Source organism: Companilactobacillus suantsaicola, from assembly GCF_004745525.1.
GTDB classification, from domain to species: domain Bacteria; phylum Bacillota; class Bacilli; order Lactobacillales; family Lactobacillaceae; genus Companilactobacillus; species Companilactobacillus suantsaicola.
Genome location: NZ_RKLY01000032.1, coordinates 1 through 16721 on the forward strand (window position 1 = coordinate 1; position 16721 = coordinate 16721).

Annotated in this window: 13 protein-coding genes and 1 riboswitch; of the genes, 11 read left to right on the plus strand and 2 right to left on the minus strand. The window is 39.0% G+C overall.

All coding sequences use genetic code 11. The features are described from left to right. Positions 1-136: 136 nt before the first annotated feature. Positions 137-2467 carry an AAA family ATPase gene (locus EGT49_RS10340; RefSeq protein WP_281275480.1) on the plus strand — a complete coding sequence of 777 codons (2331 nt, stop codon included), beginning with the start codon at positions 137-139 and terminating at the stop codon, positions 2465-2467. Between the two features lie 628 nt (positions 2468-3095). Here EGT49_RS10340 and glmL read toward each other — a convergent pair. Continuing rightward, a complete protein-coding gene (gene glmL / locus EGT49_RS10345) occupies positions 3096-4475 on the minus strand; it encodes a methylaspartate mutase accessory protein GlmL (protein ID WP_135374059.1) in 1380 nt (459 codons plus the stop codon). A 640-nt stretch (positions 4476-5115) separates the two neighbouring features. On the opposite strand from glmL, the gene ftcD reads away from it, so the two are divergent. From ftcD to EGT49_RS12840, 10 genes are all read left to right on the plus strand, one after another. Further along, the gene (gene ftcD / locus EGT49_RS10350) at positions 5116-6015 is read left to right on the plus strand and encodes a glutamate formimidoyltransferase (protein WP_135374061.1); all 900 of its coding nucleotides are present in this window, start codon (positions 5116-5118) and stop codon (positions 6013-6015) included. 10 nt (positions 6016-6025) lie between these two features. Then, the gene (locus EGT49_RS10355) at positions 6026-6652 is read left to right on the plus strand and encodes a cyclodeaminase/cyclohydrolase family protein (protein WP_135374063.1); all 627 of its coding nucleotides are present in this window, start codon (positions 6026-6028) and stop codon (positions 6650-6652) included. 13 nt (positions 6653-6665) lie between these two features. Further along, on the plus strand, positions 6666-8336 hold the full coding sequence (locus EGT49_RS10360; protein WP_135374065.1) for a formate--tetrahydrofolate ligase: 1671 nt from the start codon (positions 6666-6668) through the stop codon (positions 8334-8336). Further along, positions 8305-8943 carry a HutD family protein gene (locus tag EGT49_RS10365; protein WP_135374067.1) on the plus strand — a complete coding sequence of 213 codons (639 nt, stop codon included), beginning with the start codon at positions 8305-8307 and terminating at the stop codon, positions 8941-8943. Before EGT49_RS10360 ends, EGT49_RS10365 begins: the two co-directional genes overlap by 32 nt. 27 nt (positions 8944-8970) lie before the next feature. Further along, complete coding sequence (locus EGT49_RS10370) at positions 8971-10344, plus strand: APC family permease (RefSeq protein WP_135374069.1); 1374 nt, start codon at positions 8971-8973, stop codon at positions 10342-10344. 32 nt (positions 10345-10376) lie between these two features. After that, on the plus strand, positions 10377-11918 hold the full coding sequence (gene hutH / locus EGT49_RS10375; RefSeq protein ID WP_135374071.1) for a histidine ammonia-lyase: 1542 nt from the start codon (positions 10377-10379) through the stop codon (positions 11916-11918). Positions 11919-12194: 276 nt separating this feature from the next. Further along, entirely contained in the window at positions 12195-13061 is an 867-nt protein-coding gene (locus EGT49_RS10380; protein WP_135374073.1) for a YitT family protein, read from the plus strand. Positions 13062-13078: 17 nt separating this feature from the next. Further along, positions 13079-13175, plus strand: a riboswitch (THF riboswitch). Between the two features lie 36 nt (positions 13176-13211). Beyond that, positions 13212-13739, plus strand: coding sequence for a folate family ECF transporter S component (locus tag EGT49_RS10385; RefSeq protein ID WP_135374075.1), 528 nt, complete (start codon positions 13212-13214; stop codon positions 13737-13739). A gap of 12 nt (positions 13740-13751) precedes the next feature. Beyond that, positions 13752-15038 carry a bifunctional folylpolyglutamate synthase/dihydrofolate synthase gene (locus EGT49_RS10390; RefSeq protein ID WP_135374077.1) on the plus strand — a complete coding sequence of 429 codons (1287 nt, stop codon included), beginning with the start codon at positions 13752-13754 and terminating at the stop codon, positions 15036-15038. Between the two features lie 2 nt (positions 15039-15040). Further along, positions 15041-15259 carry a hypothetical protein gene (locus EGT49_RS12840; RefSeq protein ID WP_218960997.1) on the plus strand — a complete coding sequence of 73 codons (219 nt, stop codon included), beginning with the start codon at positions 15041-15043 and terminating at the stop codon, positions 15257-15259. A gap of 177 nt (positions 15260-15436) precedes the next feature. Here the strand turns inward: EGT49_RS12840 and EGT49_RS10395 are convergent, their stop codons facing one another. Further along, positions 15437-16309 carry an aldo/keto reductase gene (locus tag EGT49_RS10395; RefSeq protein WP_135374079.1) on the minus strand — a complete coding sequence of 291 codons (873 nt, stop codon included), beginning with the start codon at positions 16307-16309 and terminating at the stop codon, positions 15437-15439. Positions 16310-16721 lie beyond the last annotated feature (412 nt).

Here is a 16721-nt window from a genome sequence, read left to right on the forward strand (position 1 = left end):
CTACGGCATCAAGTGCCAATTTCACGTACGGCATTAATCTCACATTCACTTTATCAAAAAAAGTGAGTAAATTAATTCTTCGTCAAAAATTAATTTACTCACTTAGCTTAGTCTGTTTTATGAGAAGACGCTCAAAATTGTCAATTGTGCCAAGGAACGCCGCCAGAAAGCCAACGAACTACGCTTTTTTGGTCGGACCGAAGAGATTGAGGAACTGGAAGCTAATTTTGAGAGTTTTTTGAGCGGAAAATCATTTAAATCCGTTGTTATCAAGGGTGATTTGGGTGTCGGCAAGACCGCGTTATGTCGCTTGTTACTGAATAATCTTGGCAGAAAAATTGATTTGATCAAAGCAACTTGTTTTCAAACGGAACAAGACTTTTTGCTGCGCCCGTGGCGAGATATTTTGGATCAATTGAATACTTTACTTGTGAAAAAAGAAGTTGTGCAACCAAAGAATTGGCAAATTTTATATCAAAAATTTTTCCCATCGTATTCCAATGAAAAGAATCAACAGCCAGAAATTACCGCCAATAATATTAATTGCCTCTCGCAAATCATTTTGGAAGCTTTAGAAGCATTGAAGACCGAAAAAATCGTCATCTACGTGGAAAATTTGCAGTGGATGGATGAAGCCAGCTTGTCATTGATGACGAGTGTTTTGTTGCACAATGAATCGGCGCTGTTTGTCTTTCCGTTACGGACTAATTATCGTCGCCGCGTGGTCGATTTTATCAATTCTGTCAGCCATTATGATTATTTGACGTTGTTGGAATTGAAGCCGTTCACCAAAGAGGAGACGGTCGAATTTATTGAGCGCCAAATCCCTAACAAAAAGGTAGAACCAGCATTGCTTCAAAAAATTTGGCAAGAATCCCAGGGAAATCCACTATTTTTGACCGAGTATGTGAAACAAATTTGGCACAATTTGAAGATGGACTACTTGCCTAAGAAAATCCGTGAAGAACTCGAGTTTTCAATTATCGATATCACCGACCAGGAACGAAGAATCTTGCAAATAGTGGCCTTTTTTCCTAACGCTGCGCCGATTCACATGTTGCAACAATTACTCGATATGACCAATGAAGAGTTAGTTGCGGGAATTTATAGCCTAGAAAAACAAGGGATTTTACAGGAATTTGTCATCAGCGACGAAGTCAACGTCCAGTTCAGCCAAAAGAAACTTCAAGAAATGATTTATCGTGAACAAACTCCGTCGAGATTGCGGGTGATCCACGAATCAATCGCCAAAATCTTGGAGCAACAAGCTAACAGTAACGATGAAATTTTAATGTCACGCATTGCTTATCACTACAAACGTGCTAATCAGGAATTAAAATCACTCGAATATGAATTATCGTACTTACAAATAGCCTTAAAATTCCAACACGAACTCTTTCCAATCTATAACGAAACCCAAGATACGAGTTTTGACTACCAACCTTTGGAGATCCAACATGAATTCGAACGTTTCCAAAAAGTTGGCAAGCGAATGGATGAATTAGCTAAGCAGTATGAAGGGTCGAGTGAATACCAACATTTATTGATGAAGTATTTATATTTGGAAGGACGCTATTTGATCAACCTCGGTGACTACGACAAAGGAATCGACAACATTCAACGCGTCATCGTCAAAGCCAAAAATTATCATAACGAAAAGTACCTCGTCCGCGGCTACCGGCAGATGATCTACTACTTCATCCAAACCGACAAAGCCAACGACATGGCCCACTACATCGATTTGGCTATGGATATTTCGATTAAAAACAATGATCACGAATCAATCGGAATTCTATTACGGCTGAAAGGCTTATACAATTTAATGATTGGTAACTTGCACGATGCCGAAGAACTGTCACGCGAGTCGATTACGATATTTTCAATTTCAAACGATAGTCGAGAAAAGTATTCCAGCAACATTGCTGCGGCCTTTGATTATTTAGCTGAAATTGAACGCTTAAAAGACAACTATACTCAAGCAGTTGTTTATCAAAAAAAGGCAATCAAGTTGTGTGAAGAGTTAGGTCTGAATAACAGTCTAGTCATTTTTTACGTGGACATGGGGATGTCACTGTTCGCTAAACGAGACTATGAAGAGGCGATGGTCTATTTCAAGAAAGCCAATAAACTGTACGACAATTTAACTTCACCTTGGAAGAGAACCCAATTAAACGTCTATCAAGCTTTGATCGAATTGCGAAATGGCAATCTTGAAAAGGTTTTGAATTATTTTGTTATTTTAGACGGTCGCTTAGAAAGTATTACTAATCCACGTGATCGAGGGATGGTCTACATGTTGCGAGCAATTATTAAGCATTTATTGAATATCAAAAGAATTGAAAACACTGATTTATCCAGTATGCTGACACAAAGTGAAGAGTTTTATTACGAAAAAGCTAGAGAGAATCTCAATAAGTATCGAGATGTGTTTGAATTGAAGCACTTGGATGAGGTTTTTGCTGAATAGCTTTGGTCCTTTTGGGTGTGTGGGGGTGGCTTGCCGTCTTCCGTGACAACTCTGGGAAATGACTGGAACGCTCTGGACACGACTTGAAGCCTTTTTCAAGCCCGGAAAAAGTCTCCAAGCTCGGTCTTCCACTAGGCGCTGAAAGCGCCAAGAGGAATTTCAGGGCTGAGCATTTCCCAGAGTTGTCACTCCAGACTAGACCCTAATCTATGCAGTTGTTTCTGTGAATTTTGAATGGATAAAGAACCTTCTGTTTGAAGTTGGTATTAAGTTATTTTATAGCTTGGATCTGCTATAGATTCTTTATTTTGATAATTATTTAATAGAAAATAGTAAAGGACATTACTAGAATTGCAGCATTGTAGCCGCAAATCAGTAATGTCCTTTTTTGAATTTCACATCAGTAATAATACTTTATATACATCCGTCCGTGATAGTTCTTTTATAGAATAAAAGATACTGTTAAGTTCAGTACAACATTTCTATTTTTGAGTTAAAAGGAATAAATAGTAAAACACGTTTTCTAGTCTGGAGCACAATCCCTGTGCCGGCCGCGTTCCAGTCCATCACAGGGATTGTGCGGAAGACGGCATCCAAACACCACCCCATCCAAAAGAAGTTTGGTTATTTATATCAAGTTCTCTTTTAACAATTGGAGTGCTTGTTTAGGATACTTTTGGGCTAGGATTCCGAGTGTTGAAATTATGTAATGTTTGTCGACTAAACAGGTAGGATCGACTGGCTTTAGGACTTTGGTGTCGGTTTGGAACGCTTCTTTAAGGATTCTTTGTGGAGCGTCGTTGTGGACAATTACACCACCAGTTCCGATGATCGTCTTGAACTTGCGCAAGTCTTTACCTGTTTGATAATAAATAATCCGGTTTAAACTGTGTTGCTTTCTCATTCTGCCGGCGTGTCGATTCGTTGCAAAATCACAGGCGACTGAGGCCAAATTGTTGTCGAAATACTTTTCACTAGGTGTTTTGGCAATGTAATCAGCGTTGTTGATTCTGATTTGACAAGCTTGTTCAATTTTTTCGTCCGTCCAATCTGACCCCAATTGTTCTTTAAATTTTTCCAAACCTTTACTTTTGACCAAACTTTGAGCAGAAGAACGCATCCCCAAGTCTCCTTCAACGGTCCGCTTCAAGTAAGGTTCTTCTAAACCTTCAAAGAACGTATCGTCAGTCGTAGGTAAGCCGTCACCGACCGAATGGACATCAGTTGTAGCGCCACCGATATCGAGAATCACCAAAGGACCAATGCCAGTTTGCTCTTTATAACCGTCAGCTAAAAGTTGTGCTGCTTTTAAAACGGCAGTCGGTGTAGGGATGATGGGTAGTGAACTGTTTTTGGCAACGTCGCTGATGCCTTTAGTTTGGATAATTTTCTTCATGAAGATTTCTTGGGCAATCGTTCTCACCGGCACGGCGTTCAAGACATTGACCGACGGCATAACATTTTCGGTGTAGTAGACGGTGATGTTTCGGTTTGTGAAAATTTGTTTCATCTTATCGACCGCATCCCGATTACCCGCATAAAGGATAACGCCATGATGCAATTTATCGTTAAGGATTTGTGCGTTGTCACAAATTATATCGTGATTGCCGCCGTCGGTTCCACCAGTCAGTAGGATAACGTCAGGGTCAGCAAGGTTGATCTCTTCAACTTGTTCCGGTTTTAAACGATAGCTATAAGTTTTTAAAATCCTTGTCCCAGCACCTAAAGCGGCCCGCTTAGCTGCTTCAGCAGTTAGAGTTTCTGTCAAACCAATGGCAATCATTCTAAATCCGCCCCAAGCACTCGAGCAAAAATATTCTTCAAGTGGTTGATCAACGTCAATCATTTGGAGAATTTTTTCTTTTCCCAGTGAGTAGCACTTCATTAGATTTTCTTGGCTGTTAGTTGGCAAAGTTACTTGGCCAAGAATTTTTACCGAGTCGACATCAACAGCTGTGAACTTAGAATAAGTACTACCAAAATCAATCATTAAAGCGATTTTTGACATTTTTAATTCCCCCCAAGAAAGATAGTTAAAAGACACAAAATAAAAATTAGAAAAATTAATTTTTCGATGAATATTTCTAATAAAGAAATCTATTTACCGTCAAATTTAAGTAAAATAGATTTTTTTGAGAAATTGAGACTTGATTAATAAAATTAATTGTTTTTGACCAATTATTCCATTTTTATATCAAGAAGCGTGATAACAGCCAAATATCTTGAAAAAAAATGACTTTAGCAAGTTTTAAAGAGTCAAACCTTGTTAGATAACGATTTATGTCAAAACAGTTGTGAAATCATTCTCAAAATCAATTTCATTATATTATTTATAGTCAAATTAGTGTCAAAAAATTTTCAAAGCCAAAATTTCAGCAATTGAATTCACAATTTTTCATTTTGACGTTTTGCCAATTCAATTATTAGAATAGCTCTTTTCCTTGTCGCACAAGGATTTGACGGGTATTTGAGCTGATGATATGCTGATTACGAAAAAATGAAAGCGCTAACCAGATACTTGCTGCTGCCGCTGTGAATTTGAATTCACCGGGTATCTCCTTAGGTTAGAATCCATTTAATTGATTCTGAAGCTATATTTTTTCACCAATGATTTTTTAATTAAACAAGAAAAATACGAGGTGTTTGAAATGGCAAAATTGATCGAATGTATTCCAAATTTTAGTGAAGGACAAAACCAAGAAACAATCGACGGTTTAGTAAAAGTGGCTAAAAGTGTACCAGGCGTTAACTTATTTGATTACTCATCTGATAAGAGTCACAACCGTAGTGTGTTCACGCTGGTTGGTGATGAAGATGGGATTCAAGAAGTAGCTTTCCAATTAGTTAAATATGCTAGTGAGCACATCGACATGACTAAACATCATGGTGAACATCCAAGAATGGGTGCGACTGATGTTGTGCCATTTGTGCCAATCAAAGACGTAACCGTTGAAGAATGTGTTGAGATCTCAAAGAAAGTTGCTAAGAGAATCAACGACGAATTAAATATTCCAATCTTCTTGTATGAAGAATCAGCAAGTAATCCAATGAGAAAGAACTTGGCTAAAGTTAGAAAAGGTCAATTTGAAGGAATGCCTGAAAAACTTCAAGAAAAAGACTGGGCTCCAGATTATGGCGAAAGAAAGATTCACCCAACAGCCGGAGTAACAGCTGTCGGAGCACGTATGCCATTAGTTGCTTTCAACGTTAACTTGGATACAAGCGACCTTTCAATTGCTAAGAAGATTGCTAAAGTTCTTCGTGGTTCAAGTGGCGGTTACAAGTATTGCAAGGCTATCGGTGTCATGCTAGAAGATCGCAATATCGCACAAGTTTCCATGAATATGGTCAATTACGAAGGAACACCATTATATCGAACTTTTGAAACTATTAAATTTGAAGCTAAGAGATATGGCGTAAACATTATTGGTAGTGAAGTTATCGGCTTAACACCAGCTAAGGCTTTAGTTGACTGTGCTGAATACTACCTCCAAATCGAAGACTTCGATTATCAAAAACAAGTCCTTGAAAATCATTTATTAGGCTAAGGAGAAAGATATGAAACTGACAGACATGAAAGTATCAGAATTTATGAGTGTTTTAGGTTCAGATGAACCAGCACCAGGTGGCGGGTCAGCTTCTGCTTTAGCCGGTGCAATGGGAATTTCTTTGACCAAGATGGTGACTGAATTAACCATCGGTAAGAAGAAATACGCTGAGTATGAAGAATTGGCTCAAGAAACCCAAGAACAAGCACAAGCCTTACAAAGAGAATTACTTACAGCAATTGATAAAGATACTGAAGCCTTTAATAAAGTATCAGCTGTCTTTTCAATGCCAAAATCAACGCCAGAAGAAAAAGCAGCTAGAACAAAAGCTCTTCAAGAAGCCTTGCAAGGAGCAGCTGTTTCGCCATATGAAATGATGGAAACTTGTGTCCGGGCTTTAACAGTTACGAAAAAAATCGTTGGTAAATCAAATACTAATGCTGCTAGTGACTTAGGAGTTGCGGCCTTGAATTTGAAATCGGCTTTGCAAGGATCATGGTTGAACGTCTTGATCAATTTGGGAAGCATCAAAGATTTAGTTTTCGTGAGTGAATATCGTAAAAAGGGAAATGACTTATTAGAAGTAGGCTGTCAATTAGCTGATGACATCTACAACGAAGTCGTAAAAACAATCTAGAGGAGGAGATACTATGGCATTATCAGATATTGAAATTGCAAATCAAGTTGAAATGGAACCAATCGAAAAGGTTGCTAACAAGATTGGTATCGAACGCAAGGATCTTTCATTGTATGGGGATTACAAAGCTAAAATCAAGATTGACAATGAAAAACTTGAGAATGCTAAAAAAGGTAAATTAATTTTAGTTACAGCTATCACACCAACACCAGCCGGTGAAGGTAAGACGACTGTTTCGGTTGGTTTAGTCGATGCTCTTTCTAAAAAAGGTAAAAAGGCTGCTATCGCTGTTCGTGAACCATCCCTTGGACCTGTCTTTGGTATCAAAGGTGGAGCTGCCGGTGGTGGGCACGCCCAAGTAGTACCAATGGAAGATATTAACCTACATTTCACGGGTGATTTCCACGCTATTGGGGCTGCAAATAACCTTTTGGCTGCTTTACTAGACAATCACATTCATCAAGGCAACGCTTTGAGAATCGATACTCGCCGCATCACTTGGAAGCGAGTTGTCGATATGAATGATCGTCAATTGCGCCACATCGTTAACGGCTTGCAAGGTCGTGTCAACGGAGTTCCTCGTGAAGATGGTTACGACATTACGGTTGCTTCAGAAGTTATGGCTATTTTATGTCTCGCTAACAATATTACTGAACTAAAAGATAAATTACGCAAAATTATCGTTGCTTATAACGTCGACAATGAACCTGTTACAGCAGGAGATTTGAAGGCTGAAGGTGCAATGACAGCTTTACTAAAAGATGCCATCCAACCAAATATCGTCCAAACATTAGCACATACACCAGCTTTCATTCACGGTGGACCTTTCGCTAATATTGCCCACGGCTGTAACAGTGTCCTCGCTACTAAATTAGCTTTGACACATGCCGACTATGCCGTTACTGAAGCCGGATTCGGAGCTGATTTAGGAGCTGAAAAGTTCATTGACATCAAGTGTCGTAAATCAGGCCTTCGTCCTAGTGCTGTCGTTTTAGTCGCAACTGTTCGCGCTTTGAAGATGCACGGTGGCGTTAATAAGAAAGACTTAGGACCAGAAAATGTCGATGCAGTTATTAAAGGATTGCCAAACTTAGAAAAACATCTTGATAATATTCAAAATGTTTATGGCTTGCCAGCAGTAGTAGCCATCAATAAGTTCCCAACTGATACGGATGCAGAAATCAACGCGGTTAAAGCAGCCTGTGAAAAACTTGGCGTTGGTGTGTCACTCTGTGATGTTTGGGCTAAAGGTGGCGACGGTGGTCTAGAACTAGCTGACATGGTCGTTGATTTGGCTGAACAAGAAAATAACTTCCAATTTGTTTACGATCTAGAAGATTCAATCGAAGAAAAATTGAATAAGATCGTTCAAAAAGTTTACGGAGGATCTGGCGTCGAATTTTCTCCAAAGGCTAAGAAACAAATGAAACAATTAGCTGATTTAGGATTTTCAGATTACCCAATTTGTATGGCAAAGACACAATACTCATTCTCTGATAATGCAAAATTGCTTGGCGCTCCAAAAGACTTCACTGTAACCATCAATGAATTGAAAGTTTCAGCCGGTGCTGGCTTTATCGTGGCCTTAACAGGTGCTGTTATGACTATGCCAGGATTGCCAAAATCACCAGCTGCAGAAAGAATTGACGTTGATGAAGAAGGAAATATCACAGGTCTCTTCTAGCGTTAATTTAATTACATTAACAGAAAATGATTATCTTGTGTCGGACTGGAGTGGGGGTAAAACCAAAGAATTGTACTTACGTCCACAGACCAGCAAGTATTTAATTAATGATTTCGATTACCGGATTTCCAGTGCCACAGTCGAACAAGATTCGACCACCTTTACTTCCTTGCCAGGATATAAACGGATTATTCTGCCGTTAAAAGGGGAGTTAGCTTTAGAACATGAACAAAAACGAGTTAGTTTAGTACCTTATCAACAACATGCTTTTGATGGCGGTATAGAAACAAAAAGCTATGGAAAGTGTATTGATTTCAATCTAATCTACCGTCGCAATTTCCACGGGGAAATTATCCCGATTCGTCATCAACAGTCATTCGAGTTGGATAAAGGAATAGATATCGTTTGTTATTTCTTAACTGACTGCACATTTGAATATCGTGATCCAGTTGAATCTCTTCAAAAAGAACTTCATGAAAATGAAACTTTAATAGTTAATTCAGTCAAGCAGAAATCAAAGCTAACTATTTCAAAAAATGAAACAGATACCACGGAAGTATTGGCACTGTTAGTTTTAATTGACAAAAATGATAAGACTGTTACTTGAGTTCTTAGAAAAAAGAGGTGCGTATTAATGGACGCTGAAGAAAAAGTTCTCGGGACCACAGGTGCGAGTGCATCTGAATTAGACAAAGTAGGGACGGAGCTAGAAAAAGACAAATTTAGTCTCAGTGGAGCCACACTATACGGAATCAATGCCGTTATCGGTTCAGGAATTTTCCTGTTGCCACGTGATATTTATAAAGATCTGGGACCAGCTTCACTACTTGCAATGATTGTTGACGTGTTATTAGTTTTGATGTTGGCGGTTTGTTTCGCCGAAGTTTCAGGTTACTTCTCCAAAAACGGTGGGGCTTTCCAATATTCCAAGACCGCTTTTGGTGATTTCGTCGGGTTCAACGTCGGAATCCTCGGTTGGTTTGTAACAATCGTTGCCTGGGCTGCGATGGCGGCCGGTTTTGCCAAATTATTGATCCAAACATTCCCATCACTCGAAGGGAAAAACACGCTGATCAGTATTACCTTAGTTTTACTTTTATCAATTATTAACAGTACTGGTATTAAGACTTCAAAAATCTTCACAATTACAATTACGATTGCTAAATTGATTCCAATTGTGGCCTTTACACTCTTTGGAATTTTCTTCATCAAACACGGAATCAACGGTGGAAACTTTACACCATTCCTCCAATTGAGTCCTGGTATGTCGCTATCTAAAGCGATGGCTTCAACTTCACTAACAGTTTTCTACGCTTTTATCGGATTTGAAGCTTTGCCAATCGTTGCTGGTGAAATGAGAAATCCTAAGAAAAACGTTCCTAAGGCTATTATGGGTTCAATCAGTATCGTTTCATTCTTATACTTCATGATTATCGCCGGAACAATTGCCATGCTTGGTACAGGAATTTTACAAAGTAATGCGCCAGTTCAAGATGCCTTCGTTGACATGATTGGACCAGCTGGTAAATGGATCATCTCCATCGGTGCTTTGATTTCCATTGCCGGTCTTAACATGGGTGATTCAATGATGATCCCAAGATACGGAGCTTCCATTTCTGATGAGGGCTTGTTACCAAAAGCTATTGGTAAGAAGAACAAAAAAGGTGCTCCAATCGTAGCGATTGTCTTCTCAGGTTTAGTTACAATTGCCTTTCTATTAAGTGGTTCATTTGAACAATTAGCTGAATTAAGTGTTGTTTTCAGATTCTTCCAATACATTCCAACTGCTATTGCCGTAATCGTTTTACGCAGAAAGAAAATGGACAACGTACCAGCTTTCAAATTACCATTGGGACCAGTTATTCCAATTATTTCGGTTATCGTAAGTATTTGGATGGTTGCCGCAGCAAATCCAATCAACCTTATTGCCGGCGTGATTGGTGTCATTGTTGCTAGTGGATTATATTTCTTAATGAATCGTTCAAAAACTTCTGTTTCAGAAGATTAATTTAAAAAAATTCAGTACGGGGGAAATGAGAAATGACTAAAAATATTGTATTAGATGGGAACAGTTTGACTCTAGAGGATGTTGTTGCAGTCGCAAGAAAAAATGCTCCAGTCTCAATCGCTCCAGAAGCTGAAGAAGCTATCAATGCTTCACGTAAAATTATTGATGATATTGTTAAAGAAAAACGCGTTGTTTACGGTGTTAACACTGGATTCGGTTCACTTTGTAATGTAAGTATTTCTCAAGAAGATACCGAACAATTACAAGAAAACCTGATCAGAACTCACTCTTCAGGTTACGGTGATCCACTTTCAGAAGAAACTGTTCGTGCCATCATGTTGATTCGTGTTAACTCATTAGTTAAAGGTTATTCCGGAATTCGTTTAAGTACTGTTAAAGCTCTACTAGGGATGCTAAATGCTGGGGTTCACCCATTCATTCCTGAAAAAGGCTCACTTGGAGCATCTGGAGATTTAGCTCCATTGGCACATATGGTCTTACCACTATTAGGTTTAGGTAAAGCTTATTACAAGGGAGAATTACTACCAGGTAAAACTGCTATGGAACGCGCTGGTCTAGAAGTAATTCGTCTCAGTGCTAAAGAAGGACTAGCTTTCATCAACGGAACAACTGTCCTAACAGCCATCGGGGCTTTAGCAACTTATGACTCAATCCAATTGTTGAAATTATCAGATATTGCCGGAGCTTTGTCACTAGAAGTTCACCAAGGCATTTCCAGTCCATTTGAAGAAAACTTACACACGATTCGCCCACAAAGTGGACAACTAGCAACTGCTAGAAATATTCGCCGCCTAATTGAAGGCAGTACTTTGATTGGTGAAGCAACACCAGATCACGTTCAAGATCCATATACTCTTCGTTGTATTCCACAAATTCATGGTGCAAGTAAGGATACAGTCGCATACGTTAAGAAGAAAGTTGAAATTGAAATCAACTCAGTAACTGACAATCCAATCATCACTCATGAAGGTAAAGTTATTTCAGGTGGTAACTTCCACGGTGAACCAATGGCTCAACCATTCGACTTCTTAGGAATCGACGCTTCAGAAATCGGTAACGTTTCCGAAAGACGTGTTGAACGCCTAGTAAATACTCAATTGAGTAAATTACCATCATTCTTAGTTAAATATCCAGGACTAAACTCCGGATTCATGATCACACAATATGCTTGTGCTTCATTAGCATCAGAAAACAAGATCCTAGCACATCCAGCCAGTGTCGACTCAATTCCATCATGTGAAAACCAAGAAGACTTCGTAAGTATGGGAACAACAGCCGCAAGAACAGCCAGAGATATCGTGGACAACTCCAAGAGAATCGTAGCCACAGAAATCATGGCAGCTTGCCAAGCCTTAGACCTAAGTGAAAGAACAAGTGGCTTAGGAAAAGGAACTAAACCAGCTTATGAAACATTCAGAAAAGCCGTAGACTTTATCGAACATGATAAAGATATCGAAATTTACGACGAATTGAATAAAGCTACAGAAACATTGACAGACGATAGTTTGTTAGAAGCTGTGGAGAAAGAAGTTAGTTTGGATATTGAATTCTAGGGGCCGAAGGCAGAGCGTGTAACAGGCCCGCTTAGGACTCGACAGATAGCCTAGCTTCACGAATTGCACGCCGTACTTTGCGGGCGATTTGGGAAGCGTAGCTATATGCCGAGTCCTGGCCTGTGGGACGCGTTTTAGCTATATCGCCAAGAACCATGGTTATAAAAAAACAGAAAAACCGCCATCCCAAAAAGGAACAACGGTTATCTAAAAAAGAAATCAAAGTTTTTTTCAAACTCCAATCCCAACTACCCCCCAAAAAAAGAGGTGAAATCAATGTCAAAGACCCAAACATGGCAAGACATCGTCTCTAAACTAACAGTTTGTCTGATTTACGCCATCCTGTACGCCATCGCCTTAAATTTTTTCTGGCAACCAGGGCACATTTATGCCGGTGGACTGACGGGTATTTCACAAATAATAGTTACCTTATTGGACAAAGCAGGATCGATCAATCTTTCATTTTCAATCATTTATTATTTGTTGAACATACCGATGATTTTACTGGCTTGGTTTAAGATCAATCACAAATTCGTTATCTTCACGATTGTCGCCGTAACTTTTGCTTCGATTTCAACCTCGATCATGCCCCATATGGTACTGATCAAAGATCCAACCATCTGTGCGGTCTTTGGTGGGGTCATTAATGGCTATTCATTAGGTTTAGCGTTAAAAAATGGTATTTCTACTGGGGGAATGGACGCGTTAGTCGTTACTTTAAGGCAGTTGACCGGACAAAGTGTTGGCGTGATTTCGATGATACTAAACGGCGTTATTATGCTTGCTGCCGGGTATTTATTCGGTTGGCCTTACGCTTTTTACAGTTTAGTTTCAATTTTCGTCAGTGGAAAAGTTACTGACTTAGTATACGTCAAGCACCGCAAGGTTCAGGTAATGATCATCACCCAAAAACCTGATGAAGTGGCGGCTGCTTTGCAAGAAAAACTTACGCGGGGAATCACCGTTATGCCAGCTTATGGAGCGTACAAAAATGCTTCACAAAATGTTTTGATCACCGTTATAACGTTCTATGAGATGGAAATCTTGGATGAGATTATGAAACGAGTCGACCCCAAGGCCTTTGTCAGTGTTTCTCAAGACATCATGATCTTGAGTGAATTCAAGGACAACGATATTGTTTAGTTTCAGTTAATAAAAATTTCAGAGTAGGAAACAAAGCGTCAAGTGTCAAAAGATGGGATGTTGCTTTTGGACGAAGGGAACTTTATCCGCGGTTTTGTTTTCGCATTCGCTGCATGACACATGTAGCAGCTCTAAAGGGAGATGCTCAAAATGGAAAAAAAGATTAGTGTTTACTCGATTTCAACAATGGGATTATTAGTCGCTTTGATGATTGTGTTGTCACAAGTATTTGGCTTTGAAACACAATTGATCAAAATCACCTTCGATTTTATTCCACAGTTAGTTTTAGCTAGTTTATTTGGACCTTTCTGGACAGGGATGTGTGCCGTCGTAGCTGACTTGATCGGTTCAACTCTTTTAGGCAAGGGAGCTTTCTTTATCGGCTTCACGTTGAATTCCTTTATTTCCGGTTGGTTGTATGGAAAATTCTTCTATAAAAAGGAAATCACTTTAAAGAGTGCCTTCACCTGTGTCTTGCTCAACACCATTATCATCAGTCTGTTCCTCACCCCACTTTGGCTGTCGATCATGTACAATATCCCATTTACCGACCCTAAATTGTGGGCCATCAGAATCGTCAAAGCCATTATTATGTTAGTAGTTCAAACCGGTGTGATTGTTTTCTTTGGAAAAGCCGTTCCATTCAAATCAATTGCCCACAGATACATTGCTAGATAGGGGGATTTGCAGATGTATGAAACAGGTGATGAAGCAATAGGTTGGATCGATTCGCGGACTAAACACGGATCTCGTCCCGGATTGATTCGAGTAAAAGAGTTATTGAGATTAGTAGGTAATCCCGAAGATGATGTCAAAAGTATTCACATTGCTGGAACTAATGGCAAAGGGTCGACCGTTATGTATTTGCGAGTTTTGCTGGAACAAAAAAATCTAACCGTCGGAACCTTCACATCACCTTATATCGAAAGTTTTTACGAACGAATCGTCATCAATGGCCAACCGATACCAGAGAAAGATTTCGTTACTCTAACCAATAAATTTGCCCCACTCGTGGAAAAAATGGATAGTGAAGATAGCTTTTCTGGCATCACGCAATTTGAGATCCTGACCGCGATGGCCTTTGATTACTTCAAAAATCGTGTCGATATTGCCATCATTGAAACTGGAATTGGTGGCTTGTTAGACAGTACCAATGTAGTAAAACCAGAACTTTGTGCCATTACCACGGTTGGCTTAGACCACGTTGACATTTTAGGAGACACTTTAGAAAAAATCGCTGAACAAAAAGCTGGCATTATCAAACGAAACATTCCGATAGTTTCTGGAAATATCCCAAGTAATGCCCAAAAAGTGATTCAGACAGCAGCTAAAAAAGTTCATGCTCCGAGCTTGCTTTGGAAAGAAGATTACGAAACAAAATATTTAGGCTTCAAAGATCAATTTGAGATGTTCAACTTTCAAAACCAATACATTAAACTCCAAAATTTAAAAACTCCTCTCACCGGACATCAACAAGTTGAAAATGCGGCCGTAGCTTTGGAATTATTCTACCTATATTGTCAAAGCCACAAATATTCGTTTGACGAATCGCAGATCCAACAAGGACTGTCAAAAGTCTTTTGGCCAGCCAGAATGGAAGTAGTTAGTCAAAATCCCTTGGTAATTATGGACGGAGCGCACAACCCACATGCCATAAAACGCCTCAAGGACAATATCTTGACCGAGTATCAAGATAAACGAATCCATATTCTCTTTTCAGCCATTACGACGAAGAATATCGATTCAATGTTAAAAGACCTCCTCACCATACCTCAGTTGGATTTCACATTAACAACCTTCGATTATCCAAATGCGCTGTCGTTAACTGATTATCAAAATTTTGACGGGATTACGATTGATTCGAATTGGCAACAAGCCTTAGAAAACAAACTAAGTCAAATGGGAGAAGCAGACGTTTTGTTTGTTACTGGTTCGTTGTACTTTGTTTCGCAAGTTCGTGATTTTATTAAGAAATAGAGATGATTTTGTATCAAAAAGCCTCGCAAAAAATGCGAGGCTTTTTATGGTTCAAATTTCAAATATTTTTTTGTAAGCAGAATGATAAATTTACTTATCATATAAAGGTTGGTAATAGATTCTGTTATTCACAACAATTAATTGACTTTATTTTTAATGAGTTAAAAAAGGATCCAGAATATATAATTCTGAATCTTAAGAAGGCACTAAAAAAAAGATAACCCCAGGGGCAAAGGAATTCTAAGTTTTCACTTACTCCCATTCGGGAACCCAGCCTTATCCATCACGAGTTATCTTTAATAAATATAATATAGCAATTTACATTTTATTTGTAAATAACGCACGATTTTGAAAATTGTCAATACTTATGTATTTGGGAAAATTGTAGTTGAAATAATTTAATCTTCCAAATCTGATAGTTTCTTGAAGTCTTCGTCGCTCAAATTTACGTTGGCAGCGTTTAGGTTGTCTTTCAAGTGATCGACTGAACTTGTTCCAGGAATTGGTAAGATATTCTTTGAACGTTTCAATAACCAAGCTAAAGCAATTTGGGCAGGACTTGCGTTGTACTTCTTAGCAATATCTTCTAGGGGACTATTGCTCTTGGCTAAATTACCAGTATCTAGTGGGAACCATGGTAGAAAGGCGATGTTGTTTTCGGCTGTGTAGTCGACAATTTCATCGTCATTTTTGTGATGGCCGACGTTGTACATGTTTTCAACGGCATCAATTTTAGCTACTTTTTGAGCAGCCTTTAGTTCGTCTAGTGAAACTTGACTGATACCGATATGCTTGATCTTACCCTCATCTTGCATCTTCTTTAGTTCACCGACTTGATCTTCAATGGGAACATGAGAATCGATTCGGTGTAAGAATAGCAAGTCTTCGTGGTCACGGTTGAACATTCTTAGTGATAACTCAACTTCTTGGCGAAGATAGGCAGGAACACCAACAGGAATCCATTCGTTTTCACCAGTTCTAACTTGACCGACTTTATCAGAAATGAAAATTTTATCTGAATCAGAATATTCACTTAAAGCCTTAGCTAAATATGAGTCAGCCGTCCAAGGACCGTATGAATCGGCCGTATCAATAAAGTTTACGCCTAGATCAAAGGCATGTTTGATCAAATCAACTGCGTGATCAGGATCTTTGTATGGTCCCCAAACTCCTTTACCAGTGAGTTGCATAGTGCCATAACCGAGACGATTGACGACGAAATCTTTATCAAATTCAAAAGTACCAGCATTTTTTGCGTTTATATCGGACATTAATAAATTCCTCCTGTAAAACTTATTTACAGTTAAACCGTAATCAATTTAATAATTTTATACAAACATTTGCTCCAAAGTAGACAGATGATATTGTTGAAAAGTAGTTTTGTAGGGTTCTATATCAAATTAAAATAATTAAAGAATAATAATAGGTTGAAACGTACTCAGACAGTTATGAGTATTATGAATAGAATTGTATCCGTTTCAGAATTTATAGCAGTAGCCGCAAAGAATCGGATCTAGTCTGGAGCAACAGCTCTGGGAAATGCTCAGCCGTGAAATTCTTGTTGGCGATTTATCGCTTACAAGAAGGCCAATCTTGGAGATTACGCGTACTTTGCGTAAGCTTCAAGTTGTGCCCACAGCGTTCCAGCGTTTCCCAGAGCTGTTGCGGAAGACGGCATCAACC

What these genes read in the sequence shown, in the direction of transcription:
- EGT49_RS10360 (WP_135374065.1), top strand. Translation starts at nt 6,666, where the DNA reads ATGGCATTATCAGATATTGAAATTGCAAATCAAGTTGAAATGGAACCA.
- EGT49_RS10395 (WP_135374079.1), bottom strand. Translation starts at nt 16,309, where the DNA reads ATGTCCGATATAAACGCAAAAAATGCTGGTACTTTTGAATTTGATAAA.
- hutH (WP_135374071.1), top strand. Translation starts at nt 10,377, where the DNA reads ATGACTAAAAATATTGTATTAGATGGGAACAGTTTGACTCTAGAGGAT.
- EGT49_RS10380 (WP_135374073.1), top strand. Translation starts at nt 12,195, where the DNA reads ATGTCAAAGACCCAAACATGGCAAGACATCGTCTCTAAACTAACAGTT.
- EGT49_RS10355 (WP_135374063.1), top strand. Translation starts at nt 6,026, where the DNA reads ATGAAACTGACAGACATGAAAGTATCAGAATTTATGAGTGTTTTAGGT.
- EGT49_RS12840 (WP_218960997.1), top strand. Translation starts at nt 15,041, where the DNA reads ATGATTTTGTATCAAAAAGCCTCGCAAAAAATGCGAGGCTTTTTATGG.
- glmL (WP_135374059.1), bottom strand. Translation starts at nt 4,475, where the DNA reads ATGTCAAAAATCGCTTTAATGATTGATTTTGGTAGTACTTATTCTAAG.
- EGT49_RS10370 (WP_135374069.1), top strand. Translation starts at nt 8,971, where the DNA reads ATGGACGCTGAAGAAAAAGTTCTCGGGACCACAGGTGCGAGTGCATCT.
- ftcD (WP_135374061.1), top strand. Translation starts at nt 5,116, where the DNA reads ATGGCAAAATTGATCGAATGTATTCCAAATTTTAGTGAAGGACAAAAC.
- EGT49_RS10365 (WP_135374067.1), top strand. Translation starts at nt 8,305, where the DNA reads ATGAAGAAGGAAATATCACAGGTCTCTTCTAGCGTTAATTTAATTACA.
- EGT49_RS10385 (WP_135374075.1), top strand. Translation starts at nt 13,212, where the DNA reads ATGGAAAAAAAGATTAGTGTTTACTCGATTTCAACAATGGGATTATTA.
- EGT49_RS10390 (WP_135374077.1), top strand. Translation starts at nt 13,752, where the DNA reads ATGTATGAAACAGGTGATGAAGCAATAGGTTGGATCGATTCGCGGACT.